This is a genomic window from Atlantibacter sp. MEI4A-1023 (assembly GCF_056155425.1).
Window position 1 is genome coordinate 671,144 of sequence record NZ_CM149568.1, and the last position, 15,611, is coordinate 686,754.

General features: G+C 53.4%; 15 protein-coding genes. 11 read left to right on the forward strand and 4 right to left on the reverse strand.

Annotated elements, in window-relative coordinates:
• The first annotated feature begins 395 nt into the window (after positions 1-395).
• The 3 genes from dapB (at position 396) to carB (ending at position 6,065) form a co-directional block, all read left to right on the forward strand.
• A complete protein-coding gene (gene dapB, locus ACVV26_RS03265; RefSeq protein WP_474799975.1) occupies positions 396-1,217 on the forward strand; it encodes a 4-hydroxy-tetrahydrodipicolinate reductase in 822 nt (273 codons plus the stop codon).
• 458 nt (positions 1,218-1,675) lie between these two features.
• Positions 1,676-2,824: a glutamine-hydrolyzing carbamoyl-phosphate synthase small subunit gene (gene carA / locus ACVV26_RS03270; RefSeq protein ID WP_474799976.1), complete on the forward strand. Its 1,149-nt coding sequence runs from the start codon at positions 1,676-1,678 to the stop codon at positions 2,822-2,824.
• Between the two features lie 16 nt (positions 2,825-2,840).
• Positions 2,841-6,065, forward strand: a complete 3,225-nt coding sequence (carB, locus tag ACVV26_RS03275) for a carbamoyl-phosphate synthase large subunit (RefSeq protein ID WP_474799978.1) — start codon at positions 2,841-2,843, stop codon at positions 6,063-6,065.
• A 52-nt stretch (positions 6,066-6,117) separates the two neighbouring features.
• Here the strand turns inward: carB and ACVV26_RS03280 are convergent, their stop codons facing one another.
• Entirely contained in the window at positions 6,118-6,849 is a 732-nt protein-coding gene (locus ACVV26_RS03280; protein WP_474801709.1) for a MerR family transcriptional regulator, read from the reverse strand.
• A 225-nt stretch (positions 6,850-7,074) separates the two neighbouring features.
• Positions 7,075-8,286: a diguanylate phosphodiesterase gene (locus ACVV26_RS03285; protein ID WP_474799979.1), complete on the reverse strand. Its 1,212-nt coding sequence runs from the start codon at positions 8,284-8,286 to the stop codon at positions 7,075-7,077.
• A 444-nt stretch (positions 8,287-8,730) separates the two neighbouring features.
• Between ACVV26_RS03285 and ycgZ the strand changes: the two genes are divergently transcribed.
• The 7 genes from ycgZ to kefC all read left to right on the forward strand — a co-directional run bounded on the left by ycgZ (position 8,731) and on the right by kefC (position 13,309).
• Positions 8,731-8,985: a regulatory protein YcgZ gene (gene ycgZ, locus ACVV26_RS03290; RefSeq protein ID WP_474799981.1), complete on the forward strand. Its 255-nt coding sequence runs from the start codon at positions 8,731-8,733 to the stop codon at positions 8,983-8,985.
• A gap of 154 nt (positions 8,986-9,139) precedes the next feature.
• On the forward strand, positions 9,140-9,457 hold the full coding sequence (locus ACVV26_RS03295) for a hypothetical protein (RefSeq protein WP_474799983.1): 318 nt from the start codon (positions 9,140-9,142) through the stop codon (positions 9,455-9,457).
• 48 nt (positions 9,458-9,505) lie between these two features.
• Positions 9,506-9,772 (forward strand): biofilm development regulator YmgB/AriR family protein, encoded by a 267-nt coding sequence (locus ACVV26_RS03300; RefSeq protein ID WP_474799985.1) that lies wholly within the window; start codon positions 9,506-9,508, stop codon positions 9,770-9,772.
• Positions 9,773-9,971: 199 nt separating this feature from the next.
• A complete protein-coding gene (locus tag ACVV26_RS03305; RefSeq protein WP_474799987.1) occupies positions 9,972-10,463 on the forward strand; it encodes a toxin-antitoxin system YwqK family antitoxin in 492 nt (163 codons plus the stop codon).
• A gap of 112 nt (positions 10,464-10,575) precedes the next feature.
• A complete protein-coding gene (locus ACVV26_RS03310; protein ID WP_312980493.1) occupies positions 10,576-10,809 on the forward strand; it encodes a YgdI/YgdR family lipoprotein in 234 nt (77 codons plus the stop codon).
• A gap of 114 nt (positions 10,810-10,923) precedes the next feature.
• Positions 10,924-11,454, forward strand: coding sequence for a glutathione-regulated potassium-efflux system oxidoreductase KefF (gene kefF, locus ACVV26_RS03315; protein ID WP_474799988.1), 531 nt, complete (start codon positions 10,924-10,926; stop codon positions 11,452-11,454).
• Positions 11,447-13,309, forward strand: a complete 1,863-nt coding sequence (gene kefC, locus ACVV26_RS03320; RefSeq protein WP_474799990.1) for a glutathione-regulated potassium-efflux system protein KefC — start codon at positions 11,447-11,449, stop codon at positions 13,307-13,309. Before kefF ends, kefC begins: the two co-directional genes overlap by 8 nt.
• 40 nt (positions 13,310-13,349) lie before the next feature.
• Here kefC and ACVV26_RS03325 read toward each other — a convergent pair whose 3' ends face one another.
• Entirely contained in the window at positions 13,350-13,964 is a 615-nt protein-coding gene (locus ACVV26_RS03325; RefSeq protein ID WP_474799992.1) for a LysE family transporter, read from the reverse strand.
• A gap of 268 nt (positions 13,965-14,232) precedes the next feature.
• Between ACVV26_RS03325 and folA the strand changes: the two genes are divergently transcribed.
• The gene (folA, locus tag ACVV26_RS03330) at positions 14,233-14,712 is read left to right on the forward strand and encodes a type 3 dihydrofolate reductase (protein WP_312980532.1); all 480 of its coding nucleotides are present in this window, start codon (positions 14,233-14,235) and stop codon (positions 14,710-14,712) included.
• Positions 14,713-14,755: 43 nt separating this feature from the next.
• Here the strand turns inward: folA and apaH are convergent, their stop codons facing one another.
• On the reverse strand, positions 14,756-15,610 hold the full coding sequence (gene apaH, locus ACVV26_RS03335; RefSeq protein WP_312980534.1) for a bis(5'-nucleosyl)-tetraphosphatase (symmetrical) ApaH: 855 nt from the start codon (positions 15,608-15,610) through the stop codon (positions 14,756-14,758).
• Position 15,611 lies beyond the last annotated feature (1 nt).

Here is a 15,611-nt window from a genome sequence, read left to right on the forward strand (position 1 = left end):
CTGCATGGGTTTTTATTTCGCAATAATCAAAACGATTGGTTTAAAAAAACAGCTTAGCCGATAGGTATGGGTTCTCGCCTTATCGACAGGTTTGTTAGCGAATTAAAATTTTATAAGAATGTGATCGTGGTCTGCAAAGTGTATCTGTGCTTAAAAGGAACGCTGTTACATAAGAAGCTGTAAACAAATGGACAGCAAATCCACATAATAAGTAGGGCGCACTGTCAAAGGTGAATTAATCCTGTCATTGAGTAAGGGATTAATGGCATTTACTGATATCAATATGCTTTTGACGTAAATTTCTAATCATCGGTGTTTTAGGTTGGCAGCGCGTTCTTAGAGCCGTTAACCTGAAACTCAGTACCAGGTCATTTTTAAACATAAAGAGTAACGATATGCATGATGCACAGGTTCGCGTAGCTATCGCGGGAGCAGGCGGCCGTATGGGACGGCAACTGATTCAGGCGGCGCTGCAAATGGAAGGGGTGGTTCTTGGCGCAGCGCTGGAGCGTGAGGGTTCTTCGCTGGTGGGTAGCGATGCCGGAGAGCTGGCAGGCGCAGGCAAAACAGGTGTGCTGATTCAGTCCAGCCTTGAGTCTGTGGTCAACGATTTCGACGTATTTATCGATTTCACCCGTCCGGAAGGCACATTGCAGCACCTGGCATTCTGCCGCGCGCATCAAAAAGGCATGGTGATCGGCACCACGGGTTTTGATGAAGCGGGCAAGCAGGCGATCCGCGACGCCAGCACGGATATCGGCATCGTGTTCGCCGCCAACTTCAGCGTAGGCGTAAACGTGATGCTGAAACTGCTGGAGAAAGCGGCCAAAGTGATGGGCAACTACACCGACATTGAGATTATCGAAGCGCATCACCGCCATAAAGTGGATGCGCCATCCGGCACCGCGCTGGCTATGGGTGAGGCGATTGCGGATGCGTTAAACAAAGATCTTAAGGACTGCGCGGTGTATACCCGTGAAGGCCATACCGGCGAACGTCAGCCGGGCACCATTGGATTCGCGACGGTGCGCGCAGGCGACATTATTGGCGAACATACGGCGATGTTTGCGGATATCGGCGAGCGCGTGGAGATTACTCATAAGGCATCAAGCCGTATGACGTTTGCAAATGGCGCTATTCGCTCCGCATTATGGGTCAATGCGGAGAAGAACGGCCTTTTTGATATGCGGGATGTACTGGATTTGAATAACTTATAGTATTTTTTACCCATCGTGATGTAGTTATTACAATCGTAGTCCATTGATTGAAAGGGTGATATTTTATCATCCTTTATTTTTTATAGGGTTTGTCTGTTTTAATTAGTGAACAGGCTGTTTTTGAATGTTTTCGTGTGGTTTGGTGTTATTTTATTGTAAATTTTGACCATTTGGTCCACTTTTTAGTGGTGCCTGAGGCAGATTTAACATTTAATACGCGTGTTAATCGGTTTCGTGACCAGGTTTGATCGGTTTTTTAGCGCTTATCCTCCTTTATTTCTCTGTGGTTGACAAAAATACCTGAAAAATCCCGTTTTCAGGGTAGACTTTTGCCCATCCTCTCCTTAGAATGCCGCCGTTTGCCAAAAATTCACCGGGCAAGCGTATTTGCGTTGATTCATTCATACTAAATGAATTAATATGCAGATAAATTGACTGTTTATTCCCTGGAGGACGTTTTGATTAAGTCAGCGCTGTTGGTTCTGGAAGACGGAACCCAATTCTACGGTCGGGCCATAGGGGCATCAGGTACGGCAGTAGGGGAAGTCGTTTTCAATACTTCAATGACCGGTTATCAAGAAATCCTCACTGATCCTTCCTACTCCCGCCAGATTGTCACTCTCACTTATCCCCATATTGGTAATGTCGGTACTAACCCGGCAGATGAAGAATCTTCCCAGGTACATGCGCAAGGCCTCGTCATTCGTGACCTGCCGCTGATTGCCAGCAACTTCCGCAATACCGAAGACCTCTCTTCTTACCTGAAGCGTCACAATATCGTGGCCATCGCTGATGTGGATACCCGCAAGCTGACCCGCCTGCTGAGCGAGAAGGGCGCGCAGAACGGCTGCATTATTGCTGGCGACAATCTGGATGCCGCACTGGCGCTGGAGAAAGCCAAAGGCTTCCCGGGCCTGAGCGGAATGGATTTGGCGAAAGAAGTCACCACCAACGAGCCCTACCGTTGGACCCAGGGAAGCTGGGAACTGACAAACGGTTTGCCGGAAGCCAAAACCGACGAGGAACTGTCATTCCACGTGGTGGCTTACGATTACGGTGTGAAGCGTAACATTCTGCGTATGCTGGTGGATCGCGGCTGCCGCCTGACGGTGGTGCCAGCGCAGACCCCGGCGGCTGACGTACTGAAGATGAACCCGGACGGGATTTTCCTCTCCAACGGCCCAGGCGACCCGGCTCCGTGCGACTACGCTATCGAGGCGATTAAAACCTTCCTGGAAACGGATATTCCGGTATTCGGCATCTGCCTGGGGCACCAGTTGCTGGCGCTGGCCAGCGGTGCGAAAACCGTGAAAATGAAGTTCGGCCACCACGGTGGCAACCACCCGGTGAAAAACGTTGAAAACAACACCGTGCTGATTACCGCGCAGAACCACGGCTTCGCAGTAGATGAAGCTACGTTGCCTGCCACGCTGCGCATCACCCACAAATCCCTGTTCGATGGCACGCTGCAAGGCATCCATCGCACCGATAAAGCGGCATTCAGCTTCCAGGGACACCCGGAAGCCAGCCCCGGCCCGCACGACGCCGCGCCGCTGTTTGACCATTTTATTGCGTTAATTGAGCAGTACCGCAAGAACGCCAAATAATCAGGAGAAAAGAGCCATGCCAAAACGTACAGACATAAAAAGCATCCTGATCCTTGGCGCTGGCCCGATTGTCATCGGCCAGGCCTGCGAATTCGACTACTCGGGTGCCCAGGCGTGTAAAGCGCTGCGCGAAGAGGGTTACCGCGTTATCCTGGTAAACTCCAACCCGGCAACCATCATGACCGACCCGGAAATGGCCGATGCGACCTATATCGAGCCGATTCACTGGGAAGTGGTGCGTAAAATCATCGAGAAAGAACGTCCGGACGCGGTGCTGCCAACCATGGGCGGTCAGACGGCGCTGAACTGCGCGCTGGAACTGGAGCGTCAGGGCGTGCTGGCGGAATTCGGCGTCACCATGATTGGTGCGACCGCAGACGCTATCGATAAAGCGGAAGACCGCCGTCGTTTTGACGTCGCCATGAAGAAAATCGGCCTCGACACCGCGCGTTCCGGTATTGCGCATACTATGGAAGAAGCGCTGGCGGTCGCGGCAGATGTGGGTTATCCGTGCATCATCCGCCCGTCCTTTACTATGGGCGGTACCGGCGGCGGTATCGCTTATAACCGCGAAGAGTTTGAAGAGATTTGCGAGCGCGGCCTGGATCTCTCTCCGACCAACGAACTGCTGATCGACGAATCGCTGATCGGCTGGAAAGAGTACGAGATGGAAGTGGTGCGCGATAAAAACGACAACTGCATCATTGTCTGCTCCATCGAAAACTTCGACGCCATGGGCATTCATACCGGCGATTCCATCACCGTCGCCCCGGCCCAGACCCTGACCGATAAGGAATACCAAATCATGCGTAACGCCTCAATGGCGGTACTGCGTGAAATCGGCGTGGAAACCGGCGGCTCCAACGTGCAGTTTGCGGTGAACCCGAAAAATGGTCGCCTGATTGTTATCGAAATGAACCCGCGTGTGTCGCGTTCTTCTGCACTGGCCTCGAAAGCGACCGGTTTCCCGATTGCCAAAGTGGCAGCGAAACTGGCGGTGGGTTACACCCTGGACGAATTGATGAACGACATCACCGGCGGCCGTACTCCGGCGTCGTTTGAACCGTCCATCGATTATGTGGTCACCAAAATCCCACGCTTTAACTTCGAAAAATTCGCGGGTGCTAACGACCGTCTGACGACTCAGATGAAATCGGTGGGCGAAGTGATGGCGATTGGCCGCACCCAGCAGGAGTCAATGCAGAAAGCGCTGCGCGGCCTGGAAGTGGGGGCAACCGGCTTTGACCCGAAAGTGAATCTGGATGAGCCGGACGCGCTGACCAAAATCCGCCGCGAGCTGAAAGACGCAGGCGCCGAGCGTATCTGGTACATTGCCGACGCCTTCCGCGCCGGCCTGTCGGTTGATGGCGTATTCAACCTGACCAATATTGACCGCTGGTTCCTGGTGCAAATCGAGGAGCTGGTTCGCCTGGAAGAGCAGGTGGCGGATGTCGGCATCACCGGCCTGACGGCAGATTTTATGTGGACCCTGAAGCGCAAAGGTTTCGCCGACGCGCGCCTGGCAAAACTGGTCGGCGTACGTGAATCGGAAATCCGTAAGCTGCGTGAACAGTACAAGCTCCATCCGGTATACAAACGCGTGGATACCTGTGCGGCGGAGTTTTCCACCGATACCGCTTACATGTACTCCACCTATGAAGATGAATGCGAATCGCGCCCGAACCCGGATCGCGAAAAAATCATGGTGCTGGGCGGTGGGCCGAACCGTATCGGACAGGGCATCGAGTTTGACTACTGCTGCGTACACGCTTCGCTGGCGCTGCGTGAAGATGGTTATGAAACCATCATGGTTAACTGCAACCCGGAAACCGTCTCTACCGATTACGACACCTCTGACCGTCTCTACTTCGAACCGGTGACCCTGGAAGACGTGCTGGAAATCGTACGTATCGAGAAGCCGAAAGGCGTTATCGTTCAGTATGGCGGTCAGACGCCGCTGAAACTGGCGCGTGAGCTGGAAGCCGCAGGCGTGCCGATTATCGGCACCAGCCCGGACGCCATCGACCGTGCGGAAGACCGCGAGCGCTTCCAGCAGGCAGTGGATCGCCTGAAGCTGAAACAGCCGGCTAACGCCACCGTGACCGCCATTGAGCAGGCGGTAGAGAAAGCCGCGCAAATCGGCTATCCGCTGGTGGTGCGTCCATCTTACGTACTGGGTGGCCGCGCGATGGAAATCGTTTATGACGAATCCGACCTGCGCCGCTACTTCCTGACGGCGGTCAGTGTGTCTAACGATGCGCCGGTACTGTTGGACCGTTTCCTCGACGACGCGGTGGAAGTGGACGTTGACGCCATCTGCGACGGCGAAATGGTGCTGATTGGCGGCATCATGGAGCATATCGAGCAGGCGGGCGTTCACTCCGGCGACTCCGCCTGTTCGCTGCCGGCCTACACCCTGAGCCAGGATATTCAGAACGTGATGCGCCAGCAGGTGCAAAAACTGGCGATGGAATTGCAGGTACGCGGTCTTATGAACGTGCAGTTCGCGGTGAAAGACAACGAAGTGTACCTGATTGAAGTAAACCCACGCGCCGCACGTACCGTGCCGTTTGTCTCCAAAGCCACCGGCGTGGCGCTGGCGAAAGTTGCCGCGCGCGTGATGGCAGGCAAAACGCTGGCCGAGCAGGGTGTCACTAAAGAGATCATCCCGCCGTACTACTCGGTGAAGGAAGTGGTGCTGCCGTTCAACAAATTCCCGGGCGTTGACCCGCTGTTAGGGCCGGAAATGCGCTCTACCGGCGAAGTGATGGGCGTGGGCCGCACCTTCGCGGAAGCGTTTGCCAAAGCGCAACTGGGCAGTAACTCGACCATGAAGAAATCCGGTCGCGCACTGCTGTCGGTTCGTGAAGGCGATAAAGAGCGCGTAGTGGACCTGGCGGCGAAACTGCTGAAGCAGGGCTTCGAACTGGATGCCACTCACGGTACTGCGATTGTGCTGGGCGAAGCAGGCATTAACCCGCGTCTGGTGAACAAAGTGCATGAAGGCCGTCCGCACATTCAGGACCGTATCAAGAATGGCGAGTACACCTATATCATCAACACCACCGCAGGACGCCAGGCGATTGAGGATTCCAAACTGATTCGCCGCAGCGCGTTGCAGTATAAAGTGCACTACGACACCACGCTGAACGGCGGTTTCGCGACGGCGATGGCGTTGAATGCGGATGCGAAGGAAAAAGTGATTTCCGTACAGGAGATGCACGCGCAAATCACAAAATAAGTGAAACGGCGCAAGCCGCACCCCGGAGGTAAATTAATCGACGGGGTGCATGTTAAACGCCGTGGAACGCAATATCAAAGCCCTGTTCCTGCCAGTGGGTTAACTGTTCCTGCTGACGTAGCGACAGGGCTTTGCCTGTCCAGACAAAGATATGCTGACCGGGAAACAGTTCCGGGCGCGGGGCTTCCAGCGGTTCCGACAGTACGTCGATATTCCATCCCCGTTGTGAAAGCCGCCAGGCTTCCAGCCACAGCCGGGTACGATCGTCGCAGTCCCAGCCAATCAGTAACGCTTCTTTTGCCGATTTTTTGCGTGACTCTGCCAGTGATGACACCGCGTAATCAATCAGCACGCCATCTAACATGCTGCAAATCGCCCGGGCGGTATTTTGATCGAGCCGAAGCCGTTGGCGCACGGGAATAATAATGTGATCGATAAGCGCGTCGGCGGAGTGCTGACGGCCTGCCGCTAAGATTGCGGCGCGGATTTTTGCGGGACGGGCATGGCGCAACACGGCCATCATCTCTTCCTGATAGGATCCCCAGTTGTCATGCTCAATGCTATGGCTTTCTTCCAGCAGCGCTTTGACTTTCCCAACAGGAACGCCGCTCTGTATCCAGCGCTTTATCTCTTCGATACGCTGAATATCTGTTTCATCAAATTGACGATGCCCACCTTCACTGCGCTGAGGTTTGAACAATCCATAGCGTCTCTGCCAGGCGCGCAGTGTGACAGGATTTATTCCGCATCGTTCAGCGACTTCGCCAATACTGTAAAAGGCCATTGAATCACTCATACTCAAACCGGGGCGTCCATGTTCCAAACTAACTAATTTGTACATCTTGTACAAATCATTTTCTGTTGTATAACCTTGAACTCTATTCGCTATCACGAACCGCCTCAGGTGTTATGAAAATTGGCACTAAAGAGTGTAATAAGTTTCCTCGCGTCTTGCTGATGATTATCCCAACAAATTTTTCCTTTCAGACAACAACGCGAGGTGAGTTATTCAAAAACCAGCTTTTTTCTCCGGCCATGCCACGGCGGGGATCCCTGCAAATGCCGGACGGGCAAACAGATGCCCCTGAAACAGCGAAATGCCTGCTGACTCCAGCCACATCCACTCTTCCGGTTTTTCAACGCCCACAGCGCACACCGAAATTTCCAATGATGTACAACTTTTGATAATGCCTAAAATGATCGCCTGCCGTGGGCCGCTCTTATGAACATCCTCGATCAGTTCACGGTTGATCTTAATACGCTCCGGCTGAAAGCGGGCCAGTAGCGAAAGACCGGCAAAGCCAGCGCCGAAATGGTCAATTGCCACGCGAATACCGGCGGCTTTCAACTGGCGGATAGCCCCAGTGAATTCTTCAAGACGCGAGATAATCTCTTGTTCGGTGAACTCGACGATAATCTGATCCGGTACCAGCCCGTGCTGATGAATTTCATGAACCAGAAATTCCACCGCGCCGGGGATCTTCACTAATGTCATCGGCAGCAGGTTAACCGACAGGCTTTGTTTGCCGATATTCAAGGCAGCAGCCATCGCAAAGGCGACGGTTTTGCTTTCAAGATCCGCCTGGTAAACCTCATCGCCAGCCAGTTCTGCAAACCAGGCCTGCGGCGAACCGCCATCCGGTGTGCGCAGTAGCGCTTCCAGCGAGACCACTTCCTGGGCAAGTGGGTCGATAATCGGCTGGAAGGCGAAACTGCAATTCCCGGGCTGCGCCGCCACGGGTTCGACTGCGCTATCATCAGGAACGAAATCCCAGGAGTCAGCCGCCGGGATTTCAAAGTAGTTTTCCTTTTCCCGGGACTCGACAAAGGTACGGAAAAACTGCAATGCGCGGTCGTCATAAGTTAGCTGGTACTTTGACGTACCCTTGTCCAGCACCGTCTGAAGCACCTGGTTACTGTCATGCTCTCGTAAATCAAACAGTTCCATCCCCGACTTACCAAAACGCCGCGCGGGCGCGTAATCCCGCAGCAGTTCCACCACGTTGTAATGGCGCACGTCTTCGCAAATATGACGATAGATTGTCAGCACACTTTCTTCTGGCCCTTCAAGCAGTTGAAAAAAATGCGTGCCGTTAAACAGCAGAATGCCGGTAACGTCGGCATGACCATTTTTGTTATTTGCTGCGTCGACCATTTCTTCCAGCGTTTTAACCGGAACGTTGTCGCAGATATGGCTGCGATAAATGATAGTGGTGAGCATGACAATTCCAGGTAGGTGTATGAAGCGCCACAGTATCAGATGACTCACGCGAGGTCTTGTCATGATTAAGGCTTATCTTAATCAACCGGGGCGGATGCGCGGCGCAAAATGGCTTTATTTCAGATAGCTCGCAGGCAGCCCGCTGTTTATAAACAATTTTTTTACATCTTAATTGGTTGGCAAGCTAATTGTTAAATATCCCTGGATAAGATACAGGATATATTCTGAGGCGAGATTTGTGAGATGTATCGATTTTCACCGTATACGGTGTTGTACAACCCGCTCATAGAGAAAAAACATTGTTTTTATCTGATTGAATTTAAGGTTTTTTTAATAATATCGCTAAAAAAGCCTTGTGCGTTTGTACAATTTCGATGTACAACTTTAGTCATCTTGTATACTTTCCTTAAACTTTACTGATTCTGAATATTACTGGAGTGACATATGCAACAGAACGGTTACCTTCCGGGAAGCGCTAATGCCATTGCCCGTTATTTCACTAAGGCGGCATTGCCATCCCAGCAGGAAACGCTCGGGCAGATTGCAGTGGAGATCCTTCGGGATGGCCGCAATCTGAGCCGGAAGGCTATCTGCACCAAATTACTCCGCCGGCTCGAACAGGCATCCGGGCCGGAAGAGGAAAGTCACTACCATACGTTGATTGGCCTGCTTTTTGAGCGCCATGACGAAACCGCCTAATAGCGACTGGCTACCTGGTTATTAAGTCAATTCTGGCGGGAGTAATACTCAGGTTACACAGAGGTTGGCCTACCTGGAGCTGACCTTCTTCCCCGGATAACTGCCTCAATGCCGCGTATCCGACCGGAAGAATGCGGCAATCAGAGACGCAGTTATGAATAGAAGTGAAAGTGAGCAACTGACAGATGAAATTATTGGTGAGGCAGTTCTCTTCCTGCTTAAGGAAAACCTGCCTGTCAATTTTCAGGCCCTCATCAGGAAGTTGCGGGCAATGAAGTCCGGTGAAACCGACGTTCAGCGACGCGACTTAATTGTTAAGGTTATCGCTGAAGTGAGTAATACCGTGGTCACAACGCGGCACAATACAGCTCCTGATGAAAACGCGTTGGGCAGGGATGCCAGAAAAAGCACGGGTAACGTTTACCCGTTGTTCAGCGACAGCCCGCAGCCAGGCAACAGTAAAAAACACTGACTGCATCTCATCACTCATGAATAAGGATGTAAGTAAATGAGCCAGGTAATGATTAAACAATCAGATGCCTATACCAACGTGCACGATACTGCGCTGTCCAACTATTTCCGTAACGCTGGGGAAATGCTGGCCGAAGAGTCTTTGCTGCTCGGTACTGTGGTAAACAGCATTATCGCTTCGCAAGAGCTGCTCACTAATAAAGCTATTATCGTGCGATTGATGGCAGCGCTGAAAACCACCGAGGATGCGGTGAAGGGCGACATCATTCGTAAGACCCTGGAAATTGTCGTTAATCATACTACTGATGATATTTAAGCCCGGTATGTGTCAGGCGAAACCTTCACCGCGAAGCGTTTATATTATTGAGCGTCGTCGCGGTGAGGCGTGGTTTTCGCGTTACTGATTTCCCTTCGTTATTATTTTCCCCTACCAAATATGATGGATTTCCGGCAGCCGATTGTTCCTCGGCTAAAATTATCGTGCCCGCAGGAATGCACTTATTAAGGAGATCATTTTGCAACGTGCACTGGTAATTATGTCGTTTTCCCTGCTGCTCGCAGGCTGCGCCGAATTCTCTTCCTCCGTGACGAATACGATTGATGCGATGGGGATGACCCCTGAGTATGCAAAGGGGACCACGCAGAAAGATCTGCAAAATCATAAACTAGACGCGCCCTCCATTTCGGTGGCGGACAACGTACCGGAAGGAAAACTGATTGAGCGTTATGATAACGGCAATAAAAAATTCGAAACCGTAGTAAAAAACCGCTGCTTTAACGAATACATCGATCTTTATTATCCCAACGGTCAATTACGTACCCATACGCCGCTGGTGAATTGCAAAGCGGAAGGTAAATCACAGGGATATACCCAGGACGGGAAATTACGCACGGTCATTAATTATAAAAATGGACTCGCTAATGGTGAAGTCTCGGCCTATGACGCGAACGGGAAAATCACCAAAACTGTTATTTATAAAGACGGTTATCCGGCGGATAAATCCTGATAACGCAGCGTGGCGCGCTAAGAGTGTTCTGTTTTCGCGCCACCGTTTCGTTCGGGCAACTATAGTTAGAGGGTAAATACGATAAATACACTGCAATGCACGGGAGAAAACCATGCGAGCGAAAATCCTTATTACCCCTATTTTAGCCGCCAGCGCGCTGTTGTTTATTAGCGGTTGCTCTTCTAACCAGTCGGTTAAAACCACCGACGGCAGCACGATTGTTACCGATGGTAAACCTGAAGTGGATAGCGATACCGGGCTGGTCTCTTATGAAAATGCCGAAACCGGTAAAACCGAGCAGATTAACCGCGATCAGGTTAAATCTATGAGTGAACTGGATAACTAATTTACACTGCACGCGCACCCGCTATTCCCACACAAAATAGCGGGTTCGCCTCTCATGTCGTTTTCTTTAAAAATCGCTTATCGTTATTGAATGCATTAGCGAAACGAGAACGACATGATTTTAATTATTTATGCCCATCCTTATCCGCAGCATTCCCATGCCAATAAGCGGATGATTGAGCAGGTGGAGGCGCTGGACGGCGTCGAAATCCGCTCGTTGTACCAACTTTACCCTGACTTCACTATTGATATCGCTGCCGAACAGCAGGTGCTGGAGCGGGCCGATCTGATTGTGTTGCAGCACCCGATGCAGTGGTACAGCATTCCGCCCTTACTCAAACTGTGGATCGATAAAGTGCTTTCGCACGGCTGGGCCTACGGGCACGACGCCTGCGCGCTAAAAGGCAAAACCCTGATGTGGGCCGTCACCACAGGCGGTGGAGACAATCACTTCGACATTGGCGATCACCCCGGTTTTGACGTCCTGGCGCAACCGCTTCAGGCCACGGCGCTCTATTGCGGGATGCGCTGGCTGCCGCCGTTCGCCATGCACTGCACCTTTATCTGCGACGATGAAACCCTCGCGGCACAGGCCAGGCACTATAGACAGCGGCTCATCAACTGGCAGGAGACGCACCATGGATAGCCATACCCTGATTCAGGCGCTGATCTATCTGGGTTCCGCCGCGCTGATTGTGCCGATTGCTGTGCGCCTGGGGCTTGGATCGGTACTGGGTTATCTAATCGCTGGCTGCCTGATTGGCCCGTGGGGATTGCGGCTGGTCACTGACGCCGAGTCGATCCTTCACTTCGCGGAAATCGGCGTGGTGCTCATGCTGTTTGTGATTGGCCTGGAACTCGATCCGCAGCGCCTGTGGAAACTGCGTGCCTCGGTATTCGGCGGCGGCGTATTGCAAATGGCGGCATGCGGGTTGGCGCTCGGCGGCTTTTGCGTGGCGCTGGGGCTTTCCTGGAAAATTGCCGTACTGATTGGCCTGACGCTGGCGCTTTCCTCTACCGCCATTGCGATGCAGGCGATGAACGAACGCAACCTCACGGTTTCTCAGCTTGGACGCAGCACCTTTGCCGTGCTGTTGTTCCAGGATATCGCCGCCATTCCGCTGGTAGCGATGATCCCGCTATTAGCCAGCAGCGGGGCCGCCACCACACTCGGTGCGTTTACCCTGTCGGCATTAAAGGTGGTGGGCGCGCTGGCGCTGGTGGTAATGCTTGGGCGCTATGTGGCGCGTCCGGCGCTGCGCTTTGTGGCGCGATCCGGTTTACGCGAAGTGTTCAGCGCCGTGGCGCTGTTCCTGGTCTTCGGCTTTGGTTTGCTGCTCGAAGAAGCCGGGCTGTCGATGGCGATGGGCGCGTTTTTAGCGGGCGTTCTGCTGGCGAGCTCGGAATACCGCCATGCGCTGGAAAGTGATATCGAGCCGTTTAAAGGGCTGCTGCTGGGGCTGTTCTTTATTGGCGTCGGCATGTCTATCGACTTCGGTACGCTGATCGACAACCCGCTGCGCATCCTGGTGCTGTTAGTTGGCTTCCTGGTCATTAAGACCGTAATGCTATGGCTTATCGCCCGGCCGTTGGGCGTGCCGCGCAAACAATACCGCTGGTTTGCCGTGCTGCTGGGGCAGGGGAGTGAATTTGCCTTTGTGATTTTTGGCGCGGCGCAAACCGCGCAGGTGCTGGATGTGACCTGGGCGAAATCCCTGACGCTGGCGGTGGCGCTCTCAATGGCCGCAACACCGATACTGCTGGTTCTGCTGACGCGGCTGGAGAAAAACGATTCGGCGCAGGCGCGCGATGCCGACGAAATCGATGAAGAACAGCCGAGAGTGATTGTCGCGGGGTTCGGGCGCTTCGGGCAGATCTCGGGCCGTTTGCTGTTATCCAGCGGTGTAAAAATGGTGGTACTCGATCACGACCCGGACCATATCGAAACGCTGCGTAAATTCGGCATGAAGGTGTTTTACGGCGATGCCACGCGGGTAGATTTGCTGGAATCCGCTGGCGCAGCGAAGGCGGAAGTGATCATTAACGCCATCGACGATCCGCAGGCCAGCCTGCAATTAACCGAGCTGGTAAAGGAGCATTTTCCAAAACTGCAAATCATCGCCAGGGCGCGCGATGTGGATCATTACATCCGCTTACGCGAAGCGGGCGTAACGCTGCCGGAACGTGAAACCTTCGAAGGTGCATTAAAAGTTGGCCGCCTGGCGCTGGAACAGCTTGGCGTGGGGCCCTATGAAGCGCGTGAGCGAGCCGATCTGTTTCGCCGCTATAACACCCAGATGGTGGAAGAGATGGCGCAGGGCGCGCACGACACGGCGGCGCGCGCTGACGTGTACAAGCGCACCAGCGCCATGCTGACAGAGATTATCAGCGAGGACCGCGCGCATCTGTCGGTGATCCAGCGTCATGGCTGGCAGGGCACCAAAGAGGGTAAACACACCGGGAACCCGGATGATGCGCCGGAGAGCCAGCCGACGCCGTAAATAAAAACGCCCCGGCATGCCGGGGCGTTAGAACGTCGTTTTAGCTCAGAGCGACTTTAATGCCCAGCGCCAGCAGCATCCCGCCGAGCAGTTTATCGATAATCTTCTGCGCTTTCGCCAGGCCGCGGCGTACCGGCGCGCTCTGGATCAGCATCACCAGCGCAGGCCAGTAAAGCACCGATAAGCCCACGATAATCCCGGCATACCACAGTTTTTCCATCAGGCCGGAATTGACGTTCAGCACCTGGGTGAACATCGCCAGGAAGAACAGGGTGGCTTTCGGGTTCAGCAAGTTGCACATATAGCCCTGGATAAATGCTTTCTTCAGCGATGCCCGTTGCGGTTCGGCGCTGGCGACGTCCATCTTGCTGCCGCCGCGTGACAATAGCGCGTTCAGGCCGAGCCACACCAGGTAGGCTGCGCCAACGTATTTCAGCATCTGGAACAGCCAGGGCGTGGTGGTAATGACAACGGCAATACCCGCTACACAATAGGCCATATGGGTCATCACACCTAAAATCACGCCCAGCGCCGTCATGAGCGCCGCACTACGCTGATAGATAGCGGCATTTTTGATAACCAGAAAGAAATCCGGTCCCGGTGAAAGCATGCCGAGGGCGGCGATAGTGGCGACAAACAGCGTAGTTTCAAGCATGGGAAAATCTCGTGAACCAATAATTTGTGAACTATAACTTAAACCAATACTGCGATCACACCGAAGATAAACGACGACAAAAACACGCTTTCAGGAAATTTTAGATAAACTATTGTTTTAAAATACGTTGGTAACACCTCTGTCCAGTTGGCGACGTGGCCCAGGCAACAGATCGTAAATAATTCATCACTCGCTGCCTGACGCCAGTCGACTAAAGAATGCGCTTTCCGTATAGTGGCGGCAATTTTTTTTACCCGGGAAAATTTCAATGATCAGTCTGATTGCGGCGCTCGCGGTGGATCGCGTTATCGGTATGGAAAATGCCATGCCCTGGACGCTCCCCGCCGATCTCGCCTGGTTTAAACGTAACACCCTGAATAAGCCGGTCATTATGGGCCGTTTAACGTGGGAATCTATTGGCCGTCCGCTGCCGGGACGTAAAAATATCGTCGTCAGCAGCAAGCCGGGCACCGACGATCGCGTTGAGTGGGTGACATCGATTGAGGCGGCGCTTAGCGCCTGTGGTGATGCCGAAGAGATCATGGTGATTGGCGGCGGTCGTATCTACGAACAGCTGTTGCCGAAGGCCCAGAAACTGTATCTCACCCATATTGACGCCGAAGTGGAAGGGGATACCCATTTCCCGGACTACGAACCGGACGAATGGCAATCGGTATTCAGTGAGTTCCACGACGCGGATGAGAGCAACTCTCATAGCTATTGCTTCGAGATCCTCGAGCGTCGTTAAGCGCTTTCGCCCTTATCGTTGAGAAAAGGGCGAACGCGACGGGTCAGGAGGCGACAGCAGTGGCTTCGCCTTCACCCAAATCAAGTTGACGGTTAGACGGTTGTACAAACCAGGCTTTATCTTCCCAGCGCAGGCAGGTTAGCGTGCCGCCCCAGCAGCAACCGGTATCCAGCGCGTAAATCCCTTCCGGCGTGCCTTTCCCTTCCAGTGAGGCCCAGTGTCCAAAAGCAATGCTGTACTCGCGTGAAACCGGGCCAGGAATGGCAAACCAGGGTTTTAACGGCGCGGGCGCGCTTTCCGGGTTGTCTTTGCTGAACATATCCAGTTGCCCGTTCGGGAAGCAGTAGCGCATGCGGGTGAACGCATTGGTGATAAAGCGCAGGCGCGCCAGACCGGACAGTTCTGTGGACCAGTTGTTCGGCATATCGCCGTACATCGCATCCAAAAACAGCGGATAGCTGTCGCTCGACAGCACGGCTTCGACATCGCGGGCGCAGCTTTTCGCTGTCGCCAGATCCCACTGCGGTGTAATGCCGGCATGGGCCATCACCAGCTTTTTCTCTTCATCCACTTGTAACAGCGGCTGGCGACGCAGCCAGTTAATCAGCTCGTCAGCGTCGTGGGCTTCAAGCAGGGGATTAAGCCGATCTTTGGGTTTGTTGCGGCTGATGCCTGCGTAAACTGCCAGCAGATGGAGATCGTGGTTGCCTAACACCATACGCACGCTCTCGCCGAGGGAACGCACCAGACGCAGCACGTCCAGCGAGCCAGGCCCCCGGGCGACCAGATCGCCGGTCAGCCACAGCGTATCGTTGGCCGGATTGAATTCAATATGCTTTAACAGCGCTTGCAGTTCATCGTAACAACCATGAACGTCGCCAATCAGATAAGTAGACATG